General features: G+C 57.2%; 20 protein-coding genes. 10 read left to right on the top strand and 10 right to left on the bottom strand.

Annotated elements, in window-relative coordinates; translation table 11 throughout:
- Positions 1–165: 165 nt before the first annotated feature.
- Positions 166–1,104 carry a site-specific integrase gene (locus tag QRN33_RS24150; RefSeq protein WP_309475230.1) on the top strand — a complete coding sequence of 313 codons (939 nt, stop codon included), beginning with the start codon at positions 166–168 and terminating at the stop codon, positions 1,102–1,104.
- A 6-nt stretch (positions 1,105–1,110) separates the two neighbouring features.
- Here QRN33_RS24150 and QRN33_RS24155 read toward each other — a convergent pair whose 3' ends face one another.
- The 5 genes from QRN33_RS24155 to QRN33_RS24175 form a co-directional block, all read right to left on the bottom strand.
- Entirely contained in the window at positions 1,111–1,659 is a 549-nt protein-coding gene (locus tag QRN33_RS24155; RefSeq protein WP_285410565.1) for a PqiC family protein, read from the bottom strand.
- Positions 1,660–1,676: 17 nt separating this feature from the next.
- Positions 1,677–3,332 (bottom strand): PqiB family protein, encoded by a 1,656-nt coding sequence (locus QRN33_RS24160; protein WP_285410566.1) that lies wholly within the window; start codon positions 3,330–3,332, stop codon positions 1,677–1,679.
- A 125-nt stretch (positions 3,333–3,457) separates the two neighbouring features.
- Positions 3,458–4,759 (bottom strand): NAD(P)/FAD-dependent oxidoreductase, encoded by a 1,302-nt coding sequence (locus QRN33_RS24165; RefSeq protein ID WP_285410568.1) that lies wholly within the window; start codon positions 4,757–4,759, stop codon positions 3,458–3,460.
- Positions 4,756–5,844, bottom strand: a complete 1,089-nt coding sequence (locus QRN33_RS24170; protein WP_252872786.1) for a polyamine ABC transporter substrate-binding protein — start codon at positions 5,842–5,844, stop codon at positions 4,756–4,758. Before QRN33_RS24170 ends, QRN33_RS24165 begins: the two co-directional genes overlap by 4 nt.
- A gap of 150 nt (positions 5,845–5,994) precedes the next feature.
- Positions 5,995–7,353, bottom strand: coding sequence for a glutamine synthetase family protein (locus QRN33_RS24175; RefSeq protein WP_258638082.1), 1,359 nt, complete (start codon positions 7,351–7,353; stop codon positions 5,995–5,997).
- Between the two features lie 162 nt (positions 7,354–7,515).
- On the opposite strand from QRN33_RS24175, the gene QRN33_RS24180 reads away from it, so the two are divergent.
- The 7 genes from QRN33_RS24180 (at position 7,516) to QRN33_RS24210 (ending at position 15,188) form a co-directional block, all read left to right on the top strand.
- Entirely contained in the window at positions 7,516–8,412 is an 897-nt protein-coding gene (locus tag QRN33_RS24180) for a helix-turn-helix domain-containing protein (protein WP_285410573.1), read from the top strand.
- 81 nt (positions 8,413–8,493) lie between these two features.
- A complete protein-coding gene (locus tag QRN33_RS24185) occupies positions 8,494–9,003 on the top strand; it encodes a sigma-70 family RNA polymerase sigma factor (RefSeq protein WP_285410575.1) in 510 nt (169 codons plus the stop codon).
- On the top strand, positions 9,000–9,953 hold the full coding sequence (locus QRN33_RS24190; RefSeq protein WP_285410577.1) for a FecR domain-containing protein: 954 nt from the start codon (positions 9,000–9,002) through the stop codon (positions 9,951–9,953). The genes QRN33_RS24185 and QRN33_RS24190 overlap by 4 nt, the downstream gene beginning before the upstream one ends.
- Positions 9,954–10,020: 67 nt before the next feature.
- The gene (locus QRN33_RS24195) at positions 10,021–12,423 is read left to right on the top strand and encodes a TonB-dependent receptor (protein ID WP_285410579.1); all 2,403 of its coding nucleotides are present in this window, start codon (positions 10,021–10,023) and stop codon (positions 12,421–12,423) included.
- A gap of 265 nt (positions 12,424–12,688) precedes the next feature.
- Entirely contained in the window at positions 12,689–12,871 is a 183-nt protein-coding gene (locus QRN33_RS24200) for a hypothetical protein (RefSeq protein WP_285410581.1), read from the top strand.
- A gap of 1,314 nt (positions 12,872–14,185) precedes the next feature.
- Positions 14,186–14,614 (top strand): hypothetical protein, encoded by a 429-nt coding sequence (locus QRN33_RS24205; RefSeq protein ID WP_285410583.1) that lies wholly within the window; start codon positions 14,186–14,188, stop codon positions 14,612–14,614.
- 445 nt (positions 14,615–15,059) lie between these two features.
- Positions 15,060–15,188 (top strand): DUF4113 domain-containing protein, encoded by a 129-nt coding sequence (locus QRN33_RS24210; RefSeq protein ID WP_285410672.1) that lies wholly within the window; start codon positions 15,060–15,062, stop codon positions 15,186–15,188.
- 13 nt (positions 15,189–15,201) lie between these two features.
- On the opposite strand, the gene hyoA is transcribed toward QRN33_RS24210, so the two are convergent.
- The 5 genes from hyoA to QRN33_RS24235 form a co-directional block, all read right to left on the bottom strand.
- The gene (gene hyoA / locus QRN33_RS24215; RefSeq protein WP_285410585.1) at positions 15,202–19,557 is read right to left on the bottom strand and encodes an NACHT domain-containing antiphage protein HyoA; all 4,356 of its coding nucleotides are present in this window, start codon (positions 19,555–19,557) and stop codon (positions 15,202–15,204) included.
- 116 nt (positions 19,558–19,673) lie between these two features.
- Positions 19,674–19,892, bottom strand: a complete 219-nt coding sequence (locus QRN33_RS24220; RefSeq protein WP_060405780.1) for an MbcA/ParS/Xre antitoxin family protein — start codon at positions 19,890–19,892, stop codon at positions 19,674–19,676.
- A 573-nt stretch (positions 19,893–20,465) separates the two neighbouring features.
- Complete coding sequence (locus tag QRN33_RS24225) at positions 20,466–23,186, bottom strand: NB-ARC domain-containing protein (RefSeq protein ID WP_285410587.1); 2,721 nt, start codon at positions 23,184–23,186, stop codon at positions 20,466–20,468.
- Positions 23,187–23,342: 156 nt separating this feature from the next.
- Entirely contained in the window at positions 23,343–23,498 is a 156-nt protein-coding gene (locus tag QRN33_RS24230) for a hypothetical protein (protein WP_192131656.1), read from the bottom strand.
- Complete coding sequence (locus tag QRN33_RS24235; protein ID WP_192131654.1) at positions 23,495–24,325, bottom strand: hypothetical protein; 831 nt, start codon at positions 24,323–24,325, stop codon at positions 23,495–23,497. The genes QRN33_RS24230 and QRN33_RS24235 overlap by 4 nt, the downstream gene beginning before the upstream one ends.
- 618 nt (positions 24,326–24,943) lie before the next feature.
- Here QRN33_RS24235 and QRN33_RS24240 point away from each other — a divergent pair.
- Together QRN33_RS24240 and QRN33_RS24245 are read left to right on the top strand one after the other, a co-directional pair.
- Positions 24,944–25,111, top strand: coding sequence for a hypothetical protein (locus QRN33_RS24240; RefSeq protein WP_192131651.1), 168 nt, complete (start codon positions 24,944–24,946; stop codon positions 25,109–25,111).
- A gap of 165 nt (positions 25,112–25,276) precedes the next feature.
- Positions 25,277–26,029: a hypothetical protein gene (locus tag QRN33_RS24245; protein WP_285410591.1), complete on the top strand. Its 753-nt coding sequence runs from the start codon at positions 25,277–25,279 to the stop codon at positions 26,027–26,029.
- The last annotated feature ends 59 nt before the right edge of the window (positions 26,030–26,088 follow it).

Here is a 26,088-nt window from a genome sequence, read left to right on the forward strand (position 1 = left end):
GCAAACGGACCGTTCGGGGAATGCCCGATTGACTTTTGCGGCCTCGAACGGCAGGTTGTCGGCCTTTCGCGGCAACCCCTTTGATTGAGTCATGCCGTTTTTTGCGTTTCATTTCATGCATTTATTGTTTTTGTTGAATCGTTTTTTATTTCAAGGCCGTTTCGTTTGAGTGATTTGTCGAGTACCCAACCCGCACCGTCCACCAGTAATCCACTGACCGTTTACCTGGCGCGACTGGCGCCTTCCAGCCAGTTGACCATGCGTTATGTACTGCAAGACGCCGCCGACCGCCTCGGTTTCGAAGACGTCGATATCGAAGAGATCCCGTGGCACGGTTTGCAACCGGAGGACGTGGTGGCGCTGGTCGCCGCGTTGCGTGCCGACGGTTACGCACCGAACACTTCGTCCCTGTATGTGAACGCCGTGCGCGGGGTGATGAACGAAGCCTGGCGCATGAGCCTGATCAGCCAGGATCACCTGCTGAAAATGCGTTCGGTCAAAGGCATTGCCGGCACGCGGTTGTCCCAGGGCCGCAATCTCAAGCGCACGTTGATTCACGAACTGATGGAAGTCTGCGCTGCCGACCCGCGCCCGCAGGGCCTGCGTGATGCGGCGGTGATTGCGCTGCTGTACGGCACCGGCATGCGCAAGTCGGAATCGGTGGATCTGGATCTGAGTCAGGTCGACTTCCACGAACGCAGCCTGACCGTGACCGGCAAAGGCAACAAACAGCTGATCAAGTACGCGCCAGCCTGGGCGTTTGCCAAGCTCGACGCCTGGCTGGAACTGCGTCGCTCACAGCTCAAGGAAGGCGAGAGCGACGATGCGTTTCTGTTCAACCGCATTCGTCGGGGCAGCCACATCACCCGCGAGCGCATCACCAAACACGCGATTTACTACATTGCCCGCCAGCGGGGAACGCAGGTCGGGGTGAAGATCATGCCCCACGATTTCCGGCGCTCGTTCATTACTCGGGTGATCGAGGAGCACGACCTGTCGATCGCGCAGAAACTGGCGCATCACAGCAATATCCAGACGACCGCCAACTACGACGTACGCGATGACAACGAGCGGCGGCGGGCGGTCGATCGCTTCGATTTGTAAGCCGAGTCAGTTTTGCGGCGGGCAGCGCGAGCCGGTGGCCGCCTGCGTGATTTGCCCAGCGAGGCGTTTGACGTTGTTCTGTTGCGCGGTCACCAGTTCTTCGATGCTCGGCCCTGAAGACGTCTGCAAGACCGAGCGACAGGTCAGCAGCGCGGCATCCGTCGCACCGAGCGGGCGCACTCGCCATTTCACGTCAATCAGGGCGTACTGACCAGGAATCGAATCGAAGCGCTGCACGTCGACGCGCACGGAAGCTCGTTGCTGGCCGACGGCACTGCTCAATTGATCGGCCAGCGCACCGCGTAACTCATCGGCAAGGGTGGCGCTCCACCAATCTGTATCCAGGATAGCGACGCCGCTGTTGCCTTGGCGGATGACAATCTGCGCGCGATCGACCTGCGGCGGCACGCTGATGCTTTCGATGGCGATGTCGGCGCCGTTGCGACTGACGCCCGGTTGCGCCGGGGTCAGCGTGTGAAAGCTGATCGGGTCGCTACGGCACGCGGTCAGCAAGGCGAACGCAGCGAGCAGGGTGATCTTCAACGGTAAAGCCATGGATGCAGCTCCTGTGCTCAATTGCGTGGCGGTCCTTTGAGGTCCAGCGGCGCGGCGTTGTCGGGACGTCCACGAATCAGCGACTCAGGATGGCGGCCAAGGTAATCCGACAGCTCACGCAACGAACGTGACATGCGCCCGAGTTCGTCGAGGGTCTCGGTGAGTTGCTCGCGCTGCGGTGAATCCTCGGCCAGGGTCGAACTGGCGGACTGCAGGGTTTTGCTGACATCGGCGAGGGTGCTCTGCACGCCCGGCAGGGTCTTGGCGTTGAACTGCTTCAGGCTTTTGCGCAGCTCGACCAGATTGCCGTCGAGGTTGCTGGCGATGCGCTCGACCGGCAGCGCGTTGATCTTGTTGACCATCGCTTCGAGTTTTTCCTGTAACTGTTCAAGGCTACCCGGGACTGTTGGAATGGTCACTGGCCGCGCCGCAGGGTCGAATGCGACTTTGGGTGCCTTGGGGTAGAAATCCAGGGAAATATACAACTGACCGGTGAGCAGGTTGCCGTTGCGGGCCTGGGCGCGCAGACCATTTTCGACGAAAGTGGCGATCAGACGCGCGCCGGTGGCCTCGTCGTTTTCGTCGCCATGGTAGGTCTTGAGAATTTTCGCGTGGGCGCGGCCCAGTCGCTGCGGATAAATGACGATGCCGACATTCACCGGAAAGGTGCGCTTGACCTCGTCGAAGTCGAGATTGACTGCCACCACCCGACCGATTTCGATGCCAAGGAACTCCACTGGCGCATCGACCTTGAGCCCGCGCAAGGCCTGATCAAAGCGCAGCGCCAGATACTGCGCCTTGCCGTCGGGCGGGGCGAGGGCGGCGGCCTGGTTGGCGAACAGTTCGAAATTCTTGTCTTCGCCCGCCGGCGTGTCGTTGGGGCTGTAGTCCGGGGCGCGGAAAGCGATGCCGCCGACCAGCAGGGTCGACAGCGACTCGGTTTTCACCGCAAAACCGTTGGCACCGACATTGATGTCGATGCCGCTGGCGTTCCAGAACCGGGTGTTTTCGGTGACGTAGGCATCGTTGGGCGAATGCACGAAGACTTCGATATTGACGCCTTTGCCGTCCGGGTCCAGTGCGTAGGAAACGACTTGGCCAACAGGAATCTTGCGGTAGTAGACCGGGGAGCCGATGTCCAGCGAGCCAAGGTCAGCGGTGTGCAGGGTAAAGCGCTTGCCCGGTTCGCCGTAGGTGATCGGCGGTGGGTTCTCCAGGCCTTTGAAGGTTTTTGCCCGAGTGTTGGCCTGGCCGATGTCGGCGCCGATGTAATCGCCCGACAGCAGCGTATCGATGCCCGAGACACCGCCAGCGCCGATGCGCGGGCGCACCACCCAGAATTGCGAATCCTCGCGGGTGAAGGCTTCGGCCTGCTTGGCCAGTTTGATCGTGGCGTTGACGTTTCTATGATCGTCGGCCAGTTCGACCTCGGAGACGTGGCCGATGACCACGTTGCGGTACCTGACTTCGGTCTTGTTGGCGGTCAGGCCATCGCCGGTCTTGAAGGTGACGGTAATCGTCGGGCCTTCCTGGAGGATGTTGTGGATCACCAGCGAAATGCCCACCAGCACCGCCACGATCGGCACGATCCATACCAGCGAAATGCCGAAACGGCGGGTCTTGATCGGCGCCTGACCGGGTGCTCGCGGCTCGTCGCTGGCTGACGACTTCATCCATGTCCTCCTTAATTGATCGGGCACTGAGCGTCAGGAACGCAAAAGCACTTCATCAATATAGAAGTGCCTTGCGATAGAGCAAATCCCCAGCCGTTTTAACTTCAGGAATATGTAAGCGCCTGTTAACCGAGCATTTCGCGCAGGCGATACCAGAACATGCCCAATGCCAGCAACGGTGAGCGCAGGGCCGGGCCGCCGGGAAAGGTCATGTGCGGCACGCTGCTGAAGACGTCCATGCCTTGGCTGTGTCCGGCGTGAATGGCTTCGCCCAACAGTTTCGCGCACCAGTGCGTGACGTTGAGGCCATGACCGGAGTAGCCCTGCGCATAGAACACGTTCGGATGCTGTTTGAGCCGGCCAACCTGGGGGAAGCGGTTGGCGGTGATGCCAATCTTGCCGCCCCATTGGTAGTCGATGCGTGCGTCGGCCAGTTGCGGGAACACCTTGAGCATTTTCGGTCGCATATACGCGGCGATGTCCGCCGGATCGCGGCCGGAATAATGGCAAGCGCCGCCGAACAGCAAGCGTCGATCAGCCGAGAGTCGGTAATAATCCAGTCCGACCTTCTGGTCACACAGCGCCAGGTTCTGCGGAATCAACCGCGCGGCGCGGGTTTCGCCCAACGGCTCGGTGGCGATGATGTAACTGCCGGCGGGCAGCACTTTGCCGCTGAGTTTCGGTTCCAGTTCATCCAGATGCGCGTTGCAACCCAGCACCAGGCTGCCGGCGCGCACTGAACCCGTGGCGCAACGCACCTCGACGGTCGGGCCATGGAGAATTTCCAGCACCGGACTCTGCTCGAAAATGCGCACGCCCAGCGACGCGGCGAGACGCGCTTCGCCTTGCACCAGATCCAGCGGATGCAAATGGCCCGAGCCCATGTCGATCAATCCACCGGCGTACACACCAGCGTCAACCACTTGCTGACGGATCTGCTCAGGGCCGACCAGCCTGGTCTCGTGGGCGTAGCCGAGCTCGTCGAGGCTGGCCTGTTCCTGCCTGAACGCAGCGAATTGCGCAGCAGTGTTGGCCAGTTCGCAAAAACCCCAGCGCAAATCGCAGTCGATGGCGTTTGCAGTGACGCGCTGGCGCACCAACTCCACCGAATCGATGCCGGCGCGCTGCAGATAACGCACGCCGTCCTGGCCTACGTAGCGGGCGAACCCCTCGACTTCATGGCCGATCCCGCGAATCAATTGACCGCCATTGCGCCCGCTGGCGCCCCAGCCGATCCGCCGCGCCTCGAGCAACACTACCGACAGACCGCGCTGCGCCAGTTCAATCGCCGTGTTGACGCCCGTGAAGCCGCCGCCGATGACGCAGACATCGGCAAGCAGATCACCGTCGAGCGCAGGGTAGGGCTCGGTCGCCCGAGCAGATGCGGCGTACCAGGAACGAGCGTGTTGTGGGCTGTGCTGATTCATTTGTTCGACTTCACTTTGCTCCACGACCGGGTCATCAGGCGCATGATCGCTTGGGGCGGGGTCGAGGAAATGTAAAGTTTATCGAGCACCGATTGCGGCGGATAAACCTCGGGATTGTTGACCAGTTCCTGATCCATGAAGGGCTTGGCCGCCGGGTTCGGGTTGGCGTAGCCGACGGTGGCGCTTACCTTGGCGATCACTTGCGGATCGAGCAGGTAATTGATGAAGGCGTGGGCCTCTTTGGCGTTGCTCGCATCGGCGGGAATCGCCAGCAGATCGAACCAGAGGTTGGCGCCTTCCTTGGGAATGGCGTAGGCGATATTGACGCCGTTCTTCGCTTCCTTGGCGCGGTTGGCGGCCTGGAACACATCGCCGGAATAACCGAAGGCGACGCAGATGTCGCCATTGGCCAGGTCCGAGACGTATTTGGAAGAATGGAAATAGGTGATGTACGGGCGGATGCTCAGCAGCTTGGCTTCGGCCTTTTTATAGTCCTCGGGATTTTCGCTGCGTGGGTCCATGCCCATGTAATTGAGAATGGCGGGGAACACTTCGTCGGCGGAGTCCATCATCGACACGCCGCACTGGCTGAGCTTCTTCAGATTCTCGGGTTCGAACAGCACGGCCCAGGAATCGATGTGGTCAATGCCGAGCACTTGCTTGACCTTGTCGACGTTGTAACCGATGCCGTTGGTGCCCCACAGATAGGGAACGGAATGCTCATTGCCTGGATCGTTTTTTTCAAGCAATTCAAGCAGTTTCGGGTCAAGGTTGTTCCAGTTTGGCAACTGAGAGCGATCGAGCTTCATGAACGCGCCGGCCTTTACCTGCCGAGCGAGAAAATGATTGGACGGCACTACCACGTCGTATCCGGTACGCCCGGCGAGGAGTTTGCCTTCGAGGGTTTCGTTGGAGTCGAAGACGTCGTAGATCACCTTGATCCCGGTTTTGCTCTGGAAGTCGGCGAGGGTGGTTTCGCCTATGTAGTCGGTCCAGTTGTAGACGCTGACCTGAGGCTCGGCGTGGGCTGTGGCGCTGAACAGCACGCTCAGCGCTACCGGGAATAGGGATTTCAATGGACGCATATCGACACCTTTTCAGTTGTTGGTTTTTTCAGGTGGTTCTCTATTGCCTGGATAACCGCTCTCGCGAGCAGACTCACTCCTACATGGGAACGCATTTCAAATGCGGGAGTGAGCCTGCTCGCGATGGCGTTAGGACAGACAGCGAGGATTTCAGACGCTCAGCAACAGGAACTCGCGCTCCCACGAGCTGATCACGCGCTTGAAGTTTTCGTGCTCGGCGCGCTTCACCGCGACATATCCGCGGACGAATTTGCTGCCCAGGTATTCGGCCACCTTCGGACTCTCTTCCATTTGCGTCAGGGCTTCTTCGATGGTGATCGGCAGACGCAGATTGCGCCGTTCGTAGGCGCGGCCCTCGACCGCCGCGCTCGGCTCGATCTTTTCGACCATGCCGATGTAGCCGCACAGCAGGCTTGCGGCAATCGCCAGATACGGGTTGGCGTCGGCGCCGGGCAAGCGGTTCTCCACGCGCATCGACTCTGGCCCCGACGTAGGCACACGCAGGCCCACCGTGCGGTTCTCTTCACCCCATTCGACGTTGACCGGCGCCGAGGTGTCCGGCAGGAAGCGCCGGAACGAATTGACGTTCGGCGCGAACATCGGCAGGACTTTCGGGATGTACTTCTGCAGGCCACCGATGTGATGACGGAACAGCTCGCTCATGTTGCCCTCGGCATCGGCAAAGATCGGCTTGCCGGTGGCGATCTCGACCACGCTCTGATGCAGGTGCATGGCGCTGCCGGGCTCGTCGCCGATCGGTTTGGCCATGAACGTCGCGGTGACGTTGTGCTTGAGCGCCGCTTCACGCAGGGTGCGTTTGAACACGGTGATCTGGTCAGCCAGATCCAGGGCATCGCCATGGCGGAAGTTGATTTCCATCTGCGCCGGGCCGTCTTCATGGATTAGCGTGTCGAGGTCCAGGCCTTGCAGTTCGCACCAGTCGTAGACGTCTTCGAACAGCGGATCGAATTCGTTGGCGGCGTCGATGGAGAACGACTGCCGGCCACTTTCAGCGCGGCCCGAACGGCCCAGCGGTGCCTTGAGCGGCAGGTCCGGATCTTCGCAGCGCTGGGTCAGGTAGAACTCCATTTCCGGCGCAACGATCGGCTTCCAGCCCTTGTCGGTGTAGAGCTGCAGGACTTTCTTCAGCACGTTGCGCGGCGACAGTTCGATCGGGTTGCCGAACTTGTCGAAGGTATCGTGGATGACGATAGCGGTCGGCTCGATCGCCCAAGGAATCACGTAGACCGCGTCAGCCACGGGCTTGCAGACCATGTCGATATCAGCCGGATCGAGCAGGTCGTAGTAGATGTCGTCGTCGACAAAATCCCCGGTTACCGTTTGCAGCAGCACGCTCTCCGGCAGGCGCATGCCGCGCTCATGCAGGAACTTGTTGGTCGGTGCAATCTTGCCGCGGGCGATGCCGGTCAGGTCGCTGACCACGCATTCGACTTCGGTAATCTTGTGATCTTTCAGCCAGGTGAACAGCTGATCGAAAGGGGCGTTCATAAAGACCTCGTTATTGGTTTTGTAGACGCCGGGGAGGGCGGGTTTCATCTTCCGCCCCTTCCCCTGTGGCGCGTTGACGACTATCTTGGGCGCGGCTTGCGATTCCATCTATCCACTTTCAGCAGCACCAAAGCGCACCAAAAGAGTGCGCAAGGTCACCCCATGACAATGTGCAATCCGCTCCAGGTACAAGCGTTCAACACCGCCGACGTGGCCGAACAAATCCGCGCCACACCGGGCTGGGTCCAGCATTACCAGCAGATGTCGCCGGGGCATTTCGCCGGGCAGATTCGCTATCTGGATCTGCAAGGCGTCGAGGTCTACGAAGAGCAGATGAACACTCGGGTCGAGCAGAATTTCAGTGCGCCATCCGGTGCCTTGGCGTTCTGTTTCGATCGCAGCGATAACGCGCTGTATCTGCTCAACGAAGAGAGCCGCAACATCTGGATCACCCCTGAGAACTACCGGGAAATTGCCGTGGTATTTGGGCCGGATTTCGTTCAAGAGCACGGTTTGCAGGTGGCAAAACTCGAAGGCTTGTTCATGGCGCCGCTTAACAGCGGACAGAACGCTCTGTTCAGCAGCTGGTTAAGCTCGATTCTCACGAAGTTGGCGCAAGCCGCTGATCCACTTGATAAAGATCGCCTGACTGAACAGCTTCTGGAAGACTGCCTGTTCATCCTCGACAACGCTCAAACCAGTCTCGATCGTGGCGGATTGCAGCGGCGCAACGAGGAACGCAAGATCATGCAGCGAGTAGGGGAGTGGGCGGCTGATTCGCCGGAAGACACGGTCAATCTGCTCGAACTTTCTCACGTTGCCGGCGTACCGCTGCGCCAGTTGCAACAGGCGTTCAAGGCCTACACCGGAATGACCCCGAGTCACTGGTTGCGCCTGCGGCGGTTGAACAGCGCGCACCGGGAACTGCTCAAACGTCGGCCCGCGGAAACCACGGTTGCCGAAGTGGCAATGCGCTGGTCGTTCTGGCATCTGGGGCGGTTTTCCAGTAGTTACCGCGCGCTGTTCAAAGAGCTGCCGAGCGAGACGCTCAAGCGCTGAGCAGAAAAAGGCTTTGTGTCCTTGGCGAAGTTAAATAGAATCAGTCTCATTTGAATTTACCTTCGCGCAGGGTCTCTTGAGATGATTGAAGCCACGTCACCGGCGGAGCAGAGCCTGCAGCAGTTGTACCGTGAACATCGCGGCTGGCTGGAAACCTGGCTGCGCCGGCGCATGGGCAATGCGTGGGATGCGGCGGATCTCAGTCAGGACACCTTTGTGCGCGTCTTGTGCAACGCGCCGCCACTGGCCGAATTGCGCGAGCCCCGCGCGTATTTGCTCACCGTCGGCAAACGACTGCTGAGCAATTTCTACACGCGACGCCATCTGGAAAAAGCCTACCTCGACGCCTTGGCGCAATTGCCGGAAGCGTGCGCGCCGTCGCCGGAACAGCGCTGGTTACTGCTGGAAACCTTGCAGGCACTGGATGAACTGCTCGACGGCTTGCCGCGTGCGGTGCGTCGGGCTTTTTTGTGGAGCCAGCTCGAGGGGCTCGGCTACCGCGAGATTGCCGAGCGCTTGCACGTCTCGGAACGTACGGTGAAACGTTACATGGCCCAGGCTTATGAGCATTGCTTGCTGGTGGAACTGTGACGCGCGTTGCCCCCAGCGATGAAGCGCGCGAAGTGGCGCGGGCGGCGGCGCAGTGGTTGGCATTGCTCGAATCCGGCGGAGCCAGCGATGAAGATCACGCCCGGTTGCAGCATTGGCGCAGCAGCGACAGTCGCCACGAAAACGCGTGGCAGAAAATTCAACAATTGCGTCAGCGCTTTGCAGGCTTACCGCCGGCGCTGGCCATGGCCACGCTGGATCGGCCGGATCCGGCGCGGCGCGCGGCGCTCAAGCGTGCCTTGGGCGTGGCGGCACTGGTGCCGGCGGCGTGGTTGATCGGCCGCGAGCTGCCGCTGGAGGTCTGGCGCGCCGATCTGCACACCAGCACCGGTGAGCGGCGCACAGTGCAGTTGGCGCAGGATTCGTCATTGCAGCTCAACACCGACAGTGCGGTAAACGTCGATTTGCCTGCCCGTCAGTTGACGCTGATGCGTGGCGAGATGGCGCTCAACGTGGCGGGAGATTCAGCCTTTATCGTCAACGCACCTTACGGGCGAATGATCGTCAGTCACGGCGACATCTCGGTGCGCCTGAATGCTCGCGACTGCCAGGTCTGCGTGCTGCGCGGCTCGATGCAATTGCAGCCGTTGCACGGCCCGACGATGGTATTGAAGCAGGGCCAACAAGTCAGCCTGCAAGCGTCTGGTGCCGGCGCGGTGACGGCATTCGATACGTTGATGCCCGGGTGGCGCGACGGCGTGATGATGGCGCAAAACCAGCCGCTGGGTGATTTCCTGCGCGAGTTGAGCCGCTACCGCCCGGGCGTACTGCGCTGGGATCCGGCGCTGGAATCGCTGCGCATCACCGGCAGTTTCCGCCTCGATGACACTGATCAAGTGCTGTCACTGCTGGCGGCAAGTTTGCCCGTCGACGTGCACACGCGAACGCGATTCTGGGTGTCGCTGGTGCCGCGTGCAGAAAAAACTGGCTGAAGCCTGTCCCTTTTTTTCGCCTCGCTGGTCATTCCAGGCAAGTGAACCAAATCGAGAGCTTCTTCCAATGCCCGCAGTATTCCCAGGTCGTTTGCGTCCGTTGTTGCAGTTGAGTCTGTTGCTGAGCCTGAGTGCCAGCCCTGTGTTGATCCAATCGAGCTGGGCCGACGACGGCAGCCGCCGCAGTTATCAGGTCCCGGCCGGTAGTCTGAGTGCGGCGCTGACGCGGTTCGCCGGTCTGGCCGGAGTCAATCTATCGGTGGACCCGGCGCTGGTCAGCGGCCGCAACAGCAATGGTTTGGCCGGTGAATATTGCGTGGAGGAGGGGTTCAGCCGATTGTTGCAGGGCTCGGGGCTGCAACTGCAACCGGTCGGCGATCAGGCTTATACGCTGGTTCCCGCGGCAGAAGGCAGCACCTTGCAGCTTGCGCCTACATCTATTCTCGGCGCGAGCGGGTCAACCGAGGCCGACGTGTTTGCCGGCGGCCAGGTTGCACGGCGAGGCTCGCAAGGGCTGTTGGGCTCCAGGGATTTCATGGAAACCCCGTTCAGCATGACCACCTACACCAGCGAAACGGTGAAGAACCAGCAGGCGCGCACGCTCGGCGACCTGATCGGCAGCGACCCTTCGGTACGCGCGACCAACCCGGCCGGGGGACGCTACGAGCAATTCACCATTCGTGGCTTCAGCCTGTTCAACAGCGACGTTTCCTATAACGGCCTCTACGGAATCTTGCCGACGTACACCATCGACATGGAAATGGCCGATCGCGTCGACATCCTCAAGGGCCCGAGCCAATTGATCAACGGGATTTCGCCACGGGGCAGTGTAGGAGGGGGGATCAACGTCGTGCCGAAACGCGCCACCGACAAGCCGATAACCTCGCTGACGGCCAACTACGCCTCGAACAACCAGATCGGTGGCGCGGTAGATGTCGGGCGGCGCTTTGGCGAAGACAATCAGTTCGGCGTGCGCTTCAACGGCGTCAAACAGTCCGGCGATACGGAATGGGATCACCAGAGTGTCGATCGCGACATGGTGGTATTCGGCCTGGATTACCGTGGCGAACGCTTGCGGCTTTCCACCGATATCGGCCACACCGAACGCGACACCGACGCACCGCAGGAACGCGTGCAAGTCGCCGCCAATGCCAAGGTGCCGAACGCCAATGATGTGCGCGACAACTATGCGCAACCCTGGAGCAAGGCGCGCACCAAAGACACCTTCGGTACGGTGAATGGGGAGTTCGATGTCAGTGATTCGGTCATGCTGTATGGCGGCGTCGGCGCGCGCAAAAGCAATCACGACTTCTTGCGCCATGCCGTCTCGGTGACTAACGACGCCGGTGATTTCAGCGTCCAGCCGCGAGATTTCACTCGCGACGAAAACGTCCGCACGGCGACCGCTGGCGTTCGTAACTGGTTCCAGACCGGGCCGGTCAGCCATGAAGTGAATCTGGCGGCCAACTACTTTTATATGGACTTCGAAAACGGCGGCGCCCGTTACGCGGCCGGGCGCAGCAACCTCTACGACCCGGTGGAAATCGCCAGACCCGGCACGCCGACCCGCAATGACGCCAAGGTCTACACCGAGAACCGCTTCAGCGGCGTGGCGTTGTCCGACACTCTCGGTTTCCTCGACGATCGCCTGTTGCTGACCCTGGGGGCGCGTTGGCAGCGGGTCAAAGTCGATGACTGGAGCGACAGCCTCAAGGGCGACACGGCTTACGATGAAGAAAAGGTATCGCCATCGGGCGGCATTCTGTTCAAGGCAACCGACAAACTCTCGCTGTACGCCAACTACATGGAAGGCCTCAGCCAGGGCAAGATCGCACCATCGACATCGATCAACGAGGACGAAATCTTCCCGCCATTCATCAGCCGCCAGATCGAAGTCGGCGCCAAATACGACGCGGGCTCATATGCGCTGACCGCAGCAGTGTTCCGCATCAAACAACCCGCCTACGAAACCAACGCCACCACGCGTGTCTTCGGCCCGAACGGCAAGCGCGAGAACAATGGCGTGGAACTCAGCGTATTCGGCGAACCGCTCAAAGGCTTCAGATTGCTCGGTGGAGTGATGTACATCGATAGCGAATTGACTCACACCACCAACGGCACATTCGACGGCAACCGCGCACCGGCGACACCGAAATACAACGTCAACCTTGGCGCGGAGTGGGACGTGCCAACGGTGCAGGGCTTGACGTTGACCAGTCGCGGAATCTATTCGAGTTCGCAGTACCTGGACCAATCCAACGACAAGGAAATCGACTCGTGGGAACGGTTCGACGTAGGCACACGCTATGCTTTCAAGCTCGACGAGAAGACCGTTACCTTGCGCGCCAATGTCGAAAACGTGCTGGATAAACGCTACTGGAGCTCGGCGGGAGCCTCGGATGACAGTGAGCCGGGATTGACGCTGTCGACGCCGAGGACGTATCTGCTGTCGGCAACCGTGGATTTCTAGTGGAGCAGGGGAAATGCATCGAACTTCGCCGATAATACGTTAACTACACTAAATGACCGTTTAGTTGAGCTATCAAAAAAGCCTCCCGATAACGTAGAAGATAATGAATCCAGCGCAACCTGTCGCACATCATCAGGTCCTTTCGTTATGAGCGATAACGCAAACGGGCCTAAAAAACTGTTATTTCTTACAGTTTTAAAATTGTTCTGAGGGGCAAAGGATAGTCGCTGCGTAATGAGCACATTCCACCAAGGAGAAAAACGCCATGACAACGTTCAGCGATGACCAACTCTTGAGCCTGACTCCAGAGCAGTTGAAACAATTGACACCCGCGCAAGTGGCCCGACGAAATGATTTGATCAACAAACCAGCGGATCAGCGTGTTATCGCGAAACATACAATTATTGAGAAAACGATCAAGCCTACGAAGTCGACAAGTGGTGAGTAAATTCTCCAGAAGTCGAATCGGGGCATTTCAAACCAGATCAGAAATCCCGTTACGGTGCGTAGCGGGATTTTTCAGTCGAATGATCGGATGGGGAATCTACGGCAATATCGGAGGTAGAGGTTTAGCGGGTGTTAACGTGGCGGTGGATTTCAATTCCCCGTGGCAACCACGACAACCTCGTAACATCTTGTTACGTGTAATGTATATTATGTTAAATCATGTATGCGTATAGCCTCAGGCTTCAGTGTCACCTGTGGCTGAAAACCGGGATTTGCCTTGAATTACCAGAATCAACCCAAATCAAGGCCTTGCATTCCCTTCCTTCGCACCTTTCGAGCTTTCAGGGGTTCCAGCGTCCGAATCCTGCAGACCTGAATACCAGAATCCCAATCTCTCCAGCCCGCCAGTTCTGTCACTGCGTTCACGCCAACAACAACCACTCTAGTAGACCGCCGAACGTTCGCCACACGCGCATATCCAGTCTACGCTTCTCGTCATGGAACGGCTGACCGCTTGGCACTTCAACCTGCCAGGATGATTCGCAAACGCCAAGGCTCAGACTCGCACGCGCCGCAGTCACCGTCCGTGGCACCCGCGTTGGCGCCAATAAGGACGCTGACAAATGGCGGCAATGCTCAGGCCGTTGCCATTCGAAGAAAAAAGCTTGAGGCACTCGTGCATCAATCGTTCACCTCTGGGCAGCCTGATTGGCAGACTGGGTTTCTAATTCACGCTCTGGGTGATAGCTATGCTCATGTCTACTCGAAAAATGGGCAGCTTCACGCTTACGGCGAGTTCGTAGGCCATGCTTTCGAAAATACTCGATGGGGTGAGAGGCCCGATTCAATATTCGTTAACGGCCACGCAGAAATCTATCTGAGCTACGTCTCTGCTCTGTTTCGAGCGCTCAGCCCAGCAGGAGGCGCGGGTCGGGAGAGAACGGATCTGCTTGAAGCGTTCAACTTGAGGATTCGTACGCAAGCTGCTCGAGGAGAGAGCGCGGACAAAACCGCCATCTTTGCTATGCCAAGCCGACCTGACAGTTACGTCGACATAGAGCACAGCGATGCGAACTGCAAGACAGCCTACAACGAGCTAAACGACAAGGACGTTCGAGTCTTCCTGAGGGCCCTCACAGCGACGCTCGACTCACAAGGTGGTTGATCGCCCTACTCGCGCGAGCGTCGCACTGTGGAAGCTGATTGGGACAGCCGGACACATGTCGAGCGCGAAGGCAGATATTTTCAGTATGTTGCAGCGACGCTTGCTCCATAGGCATCATGAAATAAAACAACAACTATAAAGGCAGTACCCATGAGCTTCCCAACCGCAACAGTTTTCGCCTTCACTCCACCGCAGTCTCAAGACTTGGATTCTGCGCCATACGGTAAGAAACTGGACAGCCAAGGAGAATCCATCTTCCAGGCGATCGGGATCTCCTATTCGATCCTGGACAGGATGATTGCCCACGATGCCAGCTGTGCGAATGCAGCGACGGAATTCTTCGTGACAGTGCTGATGAAAGACGGCTGGTCATGGGACACGTCACGTCAATTGGTGATGGAGACTGATTGGACGCATCGGATGTATCGAGCCTGGAGCGTTTTAAATGCCCAGAACCGCGAGGACGCAGTGGCGCTCGATTATGAGGTGTACCAGAACTATTGGCCTAACCTGGACTTTTGCGATGGTGGGTATGAGGCAAAGATGCAGCGTTGGATCTCTGGTTCTTTGACGGCCTGACGCGGCAAGGAATCAATCCCTGGAAGGTGAGTTGAACAGCCCGACCGTATACTTCCGGTGTGCAGAAGCCCAGGTCGACAGAAAGCAGGGAATTAGGCTGCGCGCGCCTTCGGCGGGTATCCCGATCACCTTGCTTGACCTACTCGAACAGTCTCAGCGGGGCTAGCGTTAATCTGCACCAGGCCCGTACAAGGCGACAGGTCAGTCTGGCGCTCCTATCGCACCCCGACGCTGAGCATCCCTACTTTGCTCAGTCGAGGCATACTGGACACCGAGTGACAGGACGATGGCGCTAAGGGGCCGACATTCGATTATATCCGGCCATCACCGATGGGTCATGCACCGCCAGCGTATCGCACATCCGCTCTAACCTAATCGTTGGATTCAAAAGCACAGCCTGGTGATAACACTCGATGGCCTCGTGGGCCTGACCAAGCGCTTCGGGATGCCGATCGATGCCGCGTTGGCTATGAAGCGCGAGATGATGAGTAAGAGCTACACGACCAGAATTCACCAACTGATGCGGTTCCAAGCACATGAGCCAACCGCCCTCCTTCCTCTAGAGGGACTTTGAAGGCCCGTTTAGCTCAAGGCTTTAGTCCACCGCCCACACGGCTAGCTTCCACTTGAGCTCGGTTGGCCTCTATGGCTTTCAACGCTGCCGTCCCCCCTCTCTTGGTGAGGTCAATACCGATAACCTTGATGTCCTCTACGTTGGGGAATTTCGGAGCAATAGTCAGCCAGTACTCTTGCAGTGCTGTGACCAGACCCTCAAACCGTTGTCGGCCCTTGTTAGGTGTCACCCAGGTGGCCTGGGCACCATTGCTCACAAGCAAAAAAATGCCGCAGCTTGAGCTGATGTCGCGCAGATAGTCCCCACAAAGCTGGCTCTCGAACCGCTCGAAGTGCTCTGTACCACTCCAGTTTTGCGACAGCTTCAGCTCAACAGGTACCGGTGCATAAACCTGACTGTTTTCGAACCGATAATCAGGGCGTTTGTCGTCGGCCAGCTGTTCCTCCTGCGGGATAACGTAGCGTCCTGCCGCGCGCGCCCGCAACCAGTCACCTATGAATTTGCGGATAGACGTTTCCTGGCTAATAGGCAGCAAAAGCTCCGCAATGCTCGAGTCGCTATCCTCTAAATCGTGCTTCAGGTCGAGCAGACGATCTATCGCCAGATTCCAAAGTTCACGATGGGTGGACGGAGTGCTTTCCAGCGACTCGTGGAATTCGATGACCTTGGCTGGCTCCCAAGGTAGCGTCTGCGAATCAGCGGTAGCCTTTTGCTGAGCAAAGTATGCTGTCCATGGGCGTAAACGCTCGGCGGGATGTGAGCGAGCGATTTCCTCCAGGGCGAGAAACGCTTCCTTTCCCGGCGTCTCGCGAATGAACGCGAGAAGTCCATCACGCGCGCTTTGGGCGTCGTCCCTTAAGCCTGGTGAGTACACCCCTTTGCCTGCGCGGTCGATATCATCTTCGAGTCGTACATGAGTGTGAGTCAACAGGTACAGAGACTTTGTATGCTGTACCGTTTTATAGTTCTGCCGGCTCCGGCTCACGCTGTGGCTTCCCACAATGGACGTCAGGCAGCGCATGGCAAACTCCGCCTGTTCTTCATCAGATGGCAGCGAGTTGATGCGCGCCGTTAGCGCTGGAATGGCTATCCCCGGCTCGGTTCCAACCCACACGGCATACCAGCTAGGTGCCATGTCCAGGTTGTGTTCTTCTACGGCACGTTTAGCTGCGAGACCGGCCAAGGTCTGATCATCTACCGAGGAATCCTGGACGACGCCCAATGCACACTGCAGTGCTGCAAGCGTTTTGATGGGTTTCTGCATCCGAGTTACAAGCGGGCCTGCCACTAGCGTACGTATCAACTCATCACCCGAGCGGGCTTTTCGCAGAATGTTGTTCGCGCTCGAATTCGTATCCTCCGCAGACAACTCAAACTCGACTTCGCGTAAGATAATTTCTTGAAATGGCAACGGATGAACGTTGGCAAGCTTGATAAGCCAGTCCGGGAATCCATTTAGCTCAAGCAGACCGTACCGGAATGCGAGTTGTGCCTCGGCACTAGACATTTGTAGGAAACTAGCAGGCTCTTCTTGAGCCTCAATGGCGAGACCGATCAGTCCAAATATCACCTGATACGGCGTTGAATTTGGGGGAGCCCCCTCGGAAGGCATAATCGGTTGATATCCCCGCCAGAACCCCACAGCACCTTCACGAAATGTTTGCGCCACGGTCGTGCCAAATTCGGGAATAAGTGCCTGCCAGTCCCCGTTGCTCCAAGTGTTCGTAGACATAGAGGCTTCGCGCATCCGATCCATCAGATATCCCTGGTTATGGTTCATGACGCCGGCCTGAGGACTGTTAATCAGCGCCCCATTCGCCGCAAACCAGTCTCGCGCAGCTTGCCTGTTATCTTCCTCCTCAATTTTTCGCTGGGCTGCCTCGTGCTTCCACTGAGCGTGTTTTAATTCCCATTCTTCCACTTGTCGCTCCGGTGGATGCAGCAACAATTCAAGCTTCTCGCGGAGTTCGACATTGGTCTCCGTTGCCTGTTGGAGGCGATCCGCCCAAGGAGCTGGGGCGCCATGCGCCACATAGATGTCGAACGCCATGCTGAGTGCCATCTGGCGGTCGTTAGGTTCAGTCAAACTGAAGATCTGGTCACAGGCGACGTCAAAGTTTTCCCTATTCAGCGACCAAAACGGCTGGAAGCCAATCAGCTGCCAAACGTTTACAACCGGTTCGACATGCACCCGCCCATTCCGAGCCAAGGCAACGTCGAACCAGAAAAGCCGGTAATCGAGTTCAGGCCACGTGGGCACGAGCTTTCTCAACTCTTCGCCAATCTCACGACCGGATCGCTCGTCGTGACTATGCACCTGGGCGAGTATGCTCAGAACCGCGAGAACTGACTCGTCGAACGCAGACGGCTCGCATACCTGAAGCAGACGGAGAACCGCTATACCTGCGATCTCTGCAAGCCAGCCGTACCGTATGGAAATAGTGCCGAAACCCTGCGACTCAACGGGAGGCGTGTTCAACAGTGCATTGATACCGCGAATGAAGCTGGGAAGACTTTCCAGTGGCGATTCGGCTGCCAATGATGCGAGCTTGGTAGTTAGATTGTCCCTTCCACTGTAACGCTCTTTATCCTCGGATCGCTCAAGCGCTTTCAGCAGCCATGGAAGCCAGATATCGTCCAGCGGTAAGTCATCAAGCACCTCAGCTAAGCAATCCCGGCTCACCAGCGAATCTCCTGCCAACAGCCCTGCGCGGATGTCGGCGAGATCCTGCATCGTACCGAGGTCGATCACGGCACGTATCGCCGCCACCCGGGTGTGTTTATGCACAGAGTTGAGGGCAAAATGCTTGGTCTCTGGAAGCGCACCGATCACCTCGCCCTGCCAGACCATTCTCAACAGGAACCAAGCGATGTCATCGTTGGCACCGTAGTCTGCGAGCAGTTCTTTAATGTCATTAGTGAGATCGTGGTGCGCAAACCGCTGCACGGCCGAATAGTCGGTCACCGTCCAGCTATGGGCCGGCTCGGCCAAGTGCTCGCACGCTTTGCGCAGCACTCTACGGCGCGTGCTCAGGGGTAGTTTTCCTGGATCGCCCCCCTCAAAAAATACCTCTGGCGCGAGATTCTCCAGACGTGTACAGATCCGCGTGTCTAATAATGCCAGCCATGGGAGAACGGGCCGCATGGACGGATTGATGACCTCCAGCCCGTATTGCGTTCGGAAGAACAAGTTTTCAATCTTGACCCGCGAGGCTGCACTACGGATCAGCGCGTGGAGCCATTCGGCTGTTAGGTATTCGCGGACTGTTCGATGGTGAAAACGAACCGTTCCGTAGATGCCAGGCTCGAAGATTGGCCGGCTCAGCAATGCCGCTGATTCTGTGTCGTTCCAACCCGTGAGGACGGCGCGAATTGGAATTCCAGATTTATTGGCGTCACCATCTGGAACGCGGATTGCTGAAGTCTGCCCCAAGGTACTGGCTGCTGCTATCAGACGAACACCCTCCCTGAGTCTATCGGGGGCAATGGGCTTTTGTTCCGCCCGATCTTGGTCTCGCTCTTCGAGGCGGCGATCAATGCTGCTTTGCATCAGCTCCAGGCGGGAGCCTATTTGGTTGTGCTCAAGCCAGAAGTCGACGAGTTCCAGGAAGTCCAGAGGGCGTGTGGTCAGCGACCATGCGTCCTTGCGCTCTACTGCTGCGCGAAATGCTTTGATGTCTTGGACGCCAACAGCTGTGAGGAAGCGATCAACCTGCTCCCCATGAATATCATCTAGCGTCACTAGGAGGAACGCCGTATCCGGTTGCTCCTGGCTTGGTACCGTCTGCGCAACGTTTCCAGAGCCGTCATCAGTTGTGGAAATTTCTTGCCGAGCGGCTGTTTCGAATGCAAAAGCCGTCTCGCAAAGCGCTAGATCCGTTCTTGCGCGCCATGCTGTACTTCGTCCGGTGATGAGCACGTGCATTTGGGATGCAATGTTGCGGGTCAGGCGACCAAGCTTTTTAACCGCCCGCTCAAAATCTTTCGGATCATTCAGCCGAGCCTCGTCGACCGAATCCATGAGCAGCCAGCCCTCAGATCTTGACTCGATCCAGGTCTCGAACTCTTCATGCGTCCCCACCTCAAAAGCGTCCTCAAAGTCCGGGATCACGTTCTCAATGCGAAGAAAGAATGCAAATTTGCCCTGGCTGCGGAGCTCAGATGCGACATTTCGGATTTCAGCACTTTTTCCTGAACCGGCCTCAGACAACAGAATCACTCGATTGTGGATGAGGAGGTCAGGCCAGGAGAGCTTACCTTGGCCGCCATGGCGGCCACCTAGGTCGGTGTCATCAGTGGCATCAGAAGCGAGTAGGATTTTGGAGAATGTACGATCGAGCTGAATGAAGGCGTCCGAATGCCCGTTCATATGTAAGTCCTAAACAGTTCAGGGGCAGTCCCGGCCGGGCCCGCAGAGGCCCCATCATGCTACCTGAAATATCGAGTTCTTCTAAGATGCCGCCGCAATCAAGGTGCCCAAAGCGTTCAGGCGACAATCCCATGCTCTAAACGCCTGATGAACTCAATCACCGTGTCGGTCTCGAGCCTGGTTGTGACCATGTCGGCAGGAGCTTTGCCATCAAAGGCCTTGACTGGGTGAGACATCCAGCGCATTGCCGCATCAATATCGCCGCCATACAGGCTCTCTGCTGCTTCGAGCACTTCCAGGTAACGCTCGTGTTGATCAGGGGACAAAGTGCTCATGAGAAAGTGCGCTCCGCTTTAGCTATGCCTCACGCCGGCCATGTGGCTGGGTCGAGCTGAGATTATCGTCGATTGCTTGGCAAGCGTCTGCTGCCATTTGGGAAGCACCGGCGGTGGACTGCTTCAGAGCGGCAGCGCTCGGGCTTGCACGCTTCAGCGCAAACTGTCCCCGCATCCAATGGCCTGCAGTGTCGAGATCTCGCATCATGCCCCTATATTCTTCGTGAGTGTGAAGCGCGGGCAGTCTGTCTGGCGTCACGGCGACCTTGTATGGCTGATCAATCGGCGTCGGATTGATCCTACGGCGACCATGTCTTCCTCAGACCTGACCCCAAAATGGCATTGCGGTTGGCTTCAGCGCAATTCACGATGCGTGACTCCGGCTGTCACCCATCGGTCGGAAGCCGTGAGACGGTGATAGCAACCATGACATAGAAGCTGAGGAAAGGCCGTTTTTGATTACGGCTGTTCGGGAGGGCAGTGGATGAGCCATTGGCTGGCTCTAAAACTGAAAGTTTCAGAGCACAGACAGGCCAACAAGGTGCATCGGTGCGGTCTGGGGGACGTCCGGAATCAACCGGTGCTGTTCAGGTAATCGGCCAAACGCTTGTTCAAGCGCTCACGCTCTTTCCCAGTGGCACATGACGCGATCGCTGCTTCCATTTCGGGCACCGGAGACGCACCAGGCGTGCTGACCAAAATATCGAAGCGATGCTCATGGAACTCGTAGAGGTACTTCGATTGGTTAGGTGCCAGATTACTGAATGCTCGATCAATCCACTCCAGAGCAGCGTTGAAATTTTCCAATTGGTATTCGGCGAGCGCCATGAGTCGTTGGGCAAAGGGGCCGGTAGCCAGATCGTGACGCAGCGTTAGCATAGCTTTGGCTTCGCCAGGCTTTCGCATCAGAAGCAGCAGTTCAGCATGGCGTTGGCTGTGGAAGCTCTGAGGCGGGAGTGACTCGAACAGGCGCAGCGATTCTGTCCTTTTTGATTCCGCAGATGCGGCAGCGATGCGTGATACCTCAAACAGAATATCGGCCCAGGCAAATCTGTCCTGCGGTAGGGGCAGATCATCGATCACGTGGGCAGGCATCGCTGTCACCAGCCTGCTTAGGAATTCCGGGGCTTCCCGGGAGAGGAATCTGGATACAGAAGACATCGTCTGAAGAGCCTGGGAGATGCCCAGCTCTGCAGCTTCAACGAGCATCGTTGTGATGAGAGACTCAAGCGGCATGATCAAGTCAGACCGGCGCAACCAGGTAGCCAACTCAACCGCTGCAAAAAATACTGAATGTGAGACCAGTTCACTGGCTCCTGCAGCAGTCAAAATCTTCTTGGCGATATCGGCCGCGCGCTCCTGATCAGCAACATCACCTCTTTTGAGAAGGCGCATGATCTGGATTTCAGTTTCCGGCAGAGGATGAGGCCCAGCCCTCACTACATCGAAAATGGCCAGTGCTTCAGTAACGCGGTTCAGCCGAACCAGCGCTTTTGCCTTGTGATGCTGGATTTCGGATTGTTGCTTGAGGGTCAGCCCTTTCGCCATGGCCAGCCTGTCAAAGACCTTGAACCGCTGATCAAGCATCTGCTGCGCATGGCTCAGCGAAGTGTTCTTATCGTGAAGATAGAGCTTCTCGACAGTTTCGATCAAGGCCATCGTGGCTATGGGTGACGGTTGCTTGGCGCCGTTACTGAGTAGTTCTGCATCTACCAACGGATCACCCAATAGTTCTGGTCGCACCTTCGAAGGTGCCCATACAGAGAGCATGGTGTAGATGAAAGCAGGTCGGCAGTCGCCTCCCTCAACCAGTCGCTCGATCTTGGCGCTGAGGCTGAGTGCTGCTGACCAAAACGCAAGATCGGTGCGAAGTGCCGCCGCACTCATGTAGTCGTCGAACTTATTGGTGATCAGGTCTCGATTGGACTGTGTCCACCACTGTTGACCTGAGAGGCTTGCATACACAATATCGTGCAGCCTCAGAAGCCCCGGTCGGCTCGGAGCAGTGAGGCCATACTTACGTAATGTCCTCACCAGCGCGGGAGATGAAAGTGCCATCACAAGCTTGGCGTCCACTTGTGAAGCGCCTGCCCACTCAAAGATCGCAAGCCCCTGTTCAGAGGCACTCCGTAGCCGACCTAGAAGCCGTTCTGCCAAGGCAAGACCATCGGATTCGAGCGCGCCAGGCATTTGGCAGTCCTGCTCGATCTCGTCCCAGGTCGTACCTTCGCGAACCGCTGCGTTGAGCAGGCTGATGGTAAGAGGATGTCCTCCTACTGACTGCCATATCTTGTCCCATGTCCGTGAGGGACATCCTGTCACGTCGCGGCTAAACAATTGGTGCGCATTGGATTTGGACATCAGCGGTATTTCGTGTGCATCGGCTGTAACCGCCCTGCGTGTCAACAGCACGCGGGAATCGGGGCCGCACAATGGTGAAAGGGATTTTGGATCAAGCGCATCGTTTGCATCATCTATGATCACCAAGCATGGACGGCTTTTGAGTAGGCCAGCCACGTTGCGCGCTTCTCCCATTCGTGTGATTGACACAGCATGGAGATCCTCAACCTTTCTGATATCGCCTCCCGAAAGCCAAAGCACGGTCTGGTATTGGTGCCTGTTACGGTGAGCATAAGCGGCGGCGGCATCGGATTTACCACTGCCTCCCAAGCCAGCTAAAACCACACACTTGCACGCAACAAAGAGGCCATCTAGCAAGCCGTCAACCTCTGGCCTGAGGATGCGCAGTGGGTCTGGCTGAGGCACCAGAGCCTGCGCGGCCTCTTCTTCGGAGAGCCTCGCTAGAGACGGAAGGTAATGACTTAGCTTGAGTACGGCCTCCTCATTGTCCAGGGCGTGATCGATGATCACAGCGGCGATCTCGCCCGCACCAAGTACCTTGAGGGAGCGGCCGGCCATCTCAGGCCAGCCCAGCACACTGATTTCAAAAGACTGCGAGATTTGAGGTGCTTTGTTGGCGCCAGCGAGCAAGTAGATTTCTCTAGCATGTGGTGCTTTGCTCAATGCATGGCGCACGTCCGACTGAGCTTTGACCATGGGCGGCGAGAAGTACTTTTCGAGCGCGGAGTACTCAGCAGCTTGTAAGCCATCTGGTGATACTCCATCAACCACGCCTGCAACGGGGAAGCCTCTGGGATTGATTCCTTGAGTGTTGACCGGCACATTCAATGCCAATGTCAGCACTAGCCCCCCGAAAGCCTCGAAGGATTGGCCTATCGCGCCAATTTCACTGGCTAGCCTGCTGACATAATGAGCGCGCTTGTAGGGATCCATCTTACCCATCTTCCTCAAAAATCACCCAGAGCGGGCGTGCAGAGCACTGACACAACACTTCAGCGCGAGTCATCACGGTTGGCGAGGTCAGCCTAGAGCGTTCCAGCCTCCAATGATGAGATGCTATCCGGCCCATCAAAAGAACACTAGGCGTGATCACCCTAGCGCCACCTCTAGCTGTTTTCGAGTCGCAGTGAGTTTTTCCATCATGATCAGCATCAGCAGACGATAGTCTGGCGAGGCGCGACCAATTTCCCGAAGAACCTGATTGCCTTGCTGTGTGCGAACAGCGGCTTCAAAAGGCAGACTCAACCGTCCTGCGCCTCGCTCTCTATCCTACTGTCACGCCACCGGAAGCAAATTCTGTCATCCTCGTCCATTACCCAGAGCCCAGACCAAATAGCTAGCCAGAATTGGGCCCTCACAAAGGTTGGCAGGGCCATGAGCCGTCCCAGCGCCTGCAATACAGGGCGAATACTCAATTTCCGTTCTGAGGAAGCGCAGGGTGTGTAAACGCGGTACGCAGGTAGGCCAAACCTGAATCGCCAATAAAGCGCGATCTCGCTCTTGGCAAATTTGATCGCATTGCAATTCCAGCGATTTCCCCAGCGAAGTCTCCACTCATCGCTCAGGAGCCAGCTCTGGGTCATGCAAGACGTTACGGAGTCCTGGGCAGGTAATTCAGCACCAGTTGATCGCTGGATGACACACTGCCGCAGCTGGATCTCCTCTACCGAAAATGCAATGCCATACTCCTCACCGCCCACGAATGCCTGGACGGGGACATTCGTGAGGTTCCAGACGATTGGGCGAGTGTCCACATCGCATACCGATACTTTCTCCTGATATCGAATGCCTGCCCCAATTGCTTCGAAATACAAGTCAACTTTCGCAAGGCTTTCTCCAGTTGCGCGCAGCGCCAAACGCGAGATCCGTGGCTCTGGATCTGTAGGCAGTGCAAGGCGCACCGAATACTCCAAGTGCTTGCCCAAGGGATCCCATCGCGCCCCTAGCCGGTGGCGAATAGCCCATTTTTCATGTGACGCAGCATAGGTTTTGTACAGCAAGGCTTTGGTAACTCGCTGCCAAATCCACTCTGCAGCCTTGACGACGAGGTTGAACGGAACTGGGATATCCAAGCTTATCTCCTGGTTTCACTGCTTACGGTCGATGTCGTGTGCAGTCGATCGTCGGGGCGTGCTGCTGCAGTCACCGCATCGGCATGACAGCTGATACGGTGCGCACGAATTTCCGCGCATAGATCGGCAATGGTGGGTATCGGATCAACTAACTGGTGCGCATCAAGCTACAGGCCTAAGTCGATAGCAAAGTGCTGATCGCGCATTTCTTCTGAAGCCTGGCCATCATCGAGAAGACGGCGACGCAAGCTATGAACCAGATGTAATCGCAGGGATTGGCGAATTTCAATGCCAGGGTTGAGCACGTGAAAGCGGCTAGCCCGGCCTCGAATCAACGCTCTGTGCAGCGCCTCCAGTCCCTCGATACCGAGGTCTTGCGTATAAAGGCGCGATGGCGACTCAAGCCCCGGGGCTCTTTTGTAGCTCGAAAGGGCTGAGTCCAGTATGTGTTCCAGATCAGCACCATAGTGCTCAGTAGCCCGCGCCCACACAGCCATTTCCAAGCATGTATCCAACTACTGCCCTTCCCTAACCGTCACCCGCGAGATTTCGCCTGAAAGGAAGTCGCGGTAAATACTTATACCGGCGATCGCTGAAGCGAGCACCTGGAGGGTTTAGATGTTTATTGAGTTTGACCTCAACCGCAACGATTTTGATGCTTTGATGCGGCATTGCCAAACGTACAGGCCGGAAACCGGGGATGCCCGTGAAGATCAACGCTTGTTCGATGCGCTTGAAGCGCTGTTGGAAGCCATGCGGGGGTCAGATCAGTCCCCTGACAGCTGAAGCTAAGAGCCCTGCCCTCCGAGATCCATGGCGTGCACTTGATGCGCAGATGTCTATGTGGGCGCCAGCTGGGATATCGAGACGTGGAGGGATTATGTACGCTGAGCAGATATCAGATCTGCCGAGAAATCGTGTGTCTTCAAAATGAGCCTGCAGGGAGGCAATTTGGCCAAGCTCGACTTTAATTTCAGTGTTCAAATGTGGGCCCTCAGCGAGTCCATCTCTGTCATGCGAATGCTCGCAGAGCAGGCAGAAAAAAATGTAGCGCTTGCACTCAAGGAAGCCGACGATTCGATAAAGGAGCATGAGCACGAAGAAGAAACGTACGATCAGTACGGTGAAAGCTACATGCGGCAACGGACGTTCTACTCATGCGGCTCTTCTATCGGTTATGACCATGAAGAAGTGCTATCGACGCACAAGTTTGTGATCACCCAACTCACGCGACGCTCAGCATTTCTTACGATGTTTGGGTTGTTCGAACACCGTATGAGTCAATGCCTAGAGTTTATGCTTGAACTCACTGGGTTTGAGGGGGAGCTCAAGGGTATGGGGCCACTAGAAAAGGCCCACTCTATGCTCAAAAAAGTCATTGGTGGCAAAGACATCACAGACCTGGATCATCTGACTGTTATCAGGAACGTAATGGCTCACAGCGACGGCACTGCTAAGGGCTACAGGGAGATAAGCACGCGCATTGGTAAAAAGAGCCCTTCGGAAAAAAGGGTATTGTCAGCTATTCGAAGAACTGAGGGGGTGTCGGTCAACTTTATTGACGACGTCCTGATGGACGAACGTTTTTTGGAGTATGCCGTCGCCGATTTTAAAAGGTACGTTGGAGAAATGGAGGCGGCGGTGCAGCGATATCATGCAGAATATGGGGGTGAATCAAGTAAATCCGGCGCTAGGGGTTGCTGAGAAGGATAAAAGAGCATTGGTTTGTCAGAAGGTTCATTTAGTACTTCTCGAACCTGTCG

Source organism: Pseudomonas sp. FR229a (genome assembly GCF_030209115.1).
In the GTDB taxonomy this organism is placed as follows: Bacteria; Pseudomonadota; Gammaproteobacteria; order Pseudomonadales; family Pseudomonadaceae; genus Aquipseudomonas; species Aquipseudomonas moraviensis_A.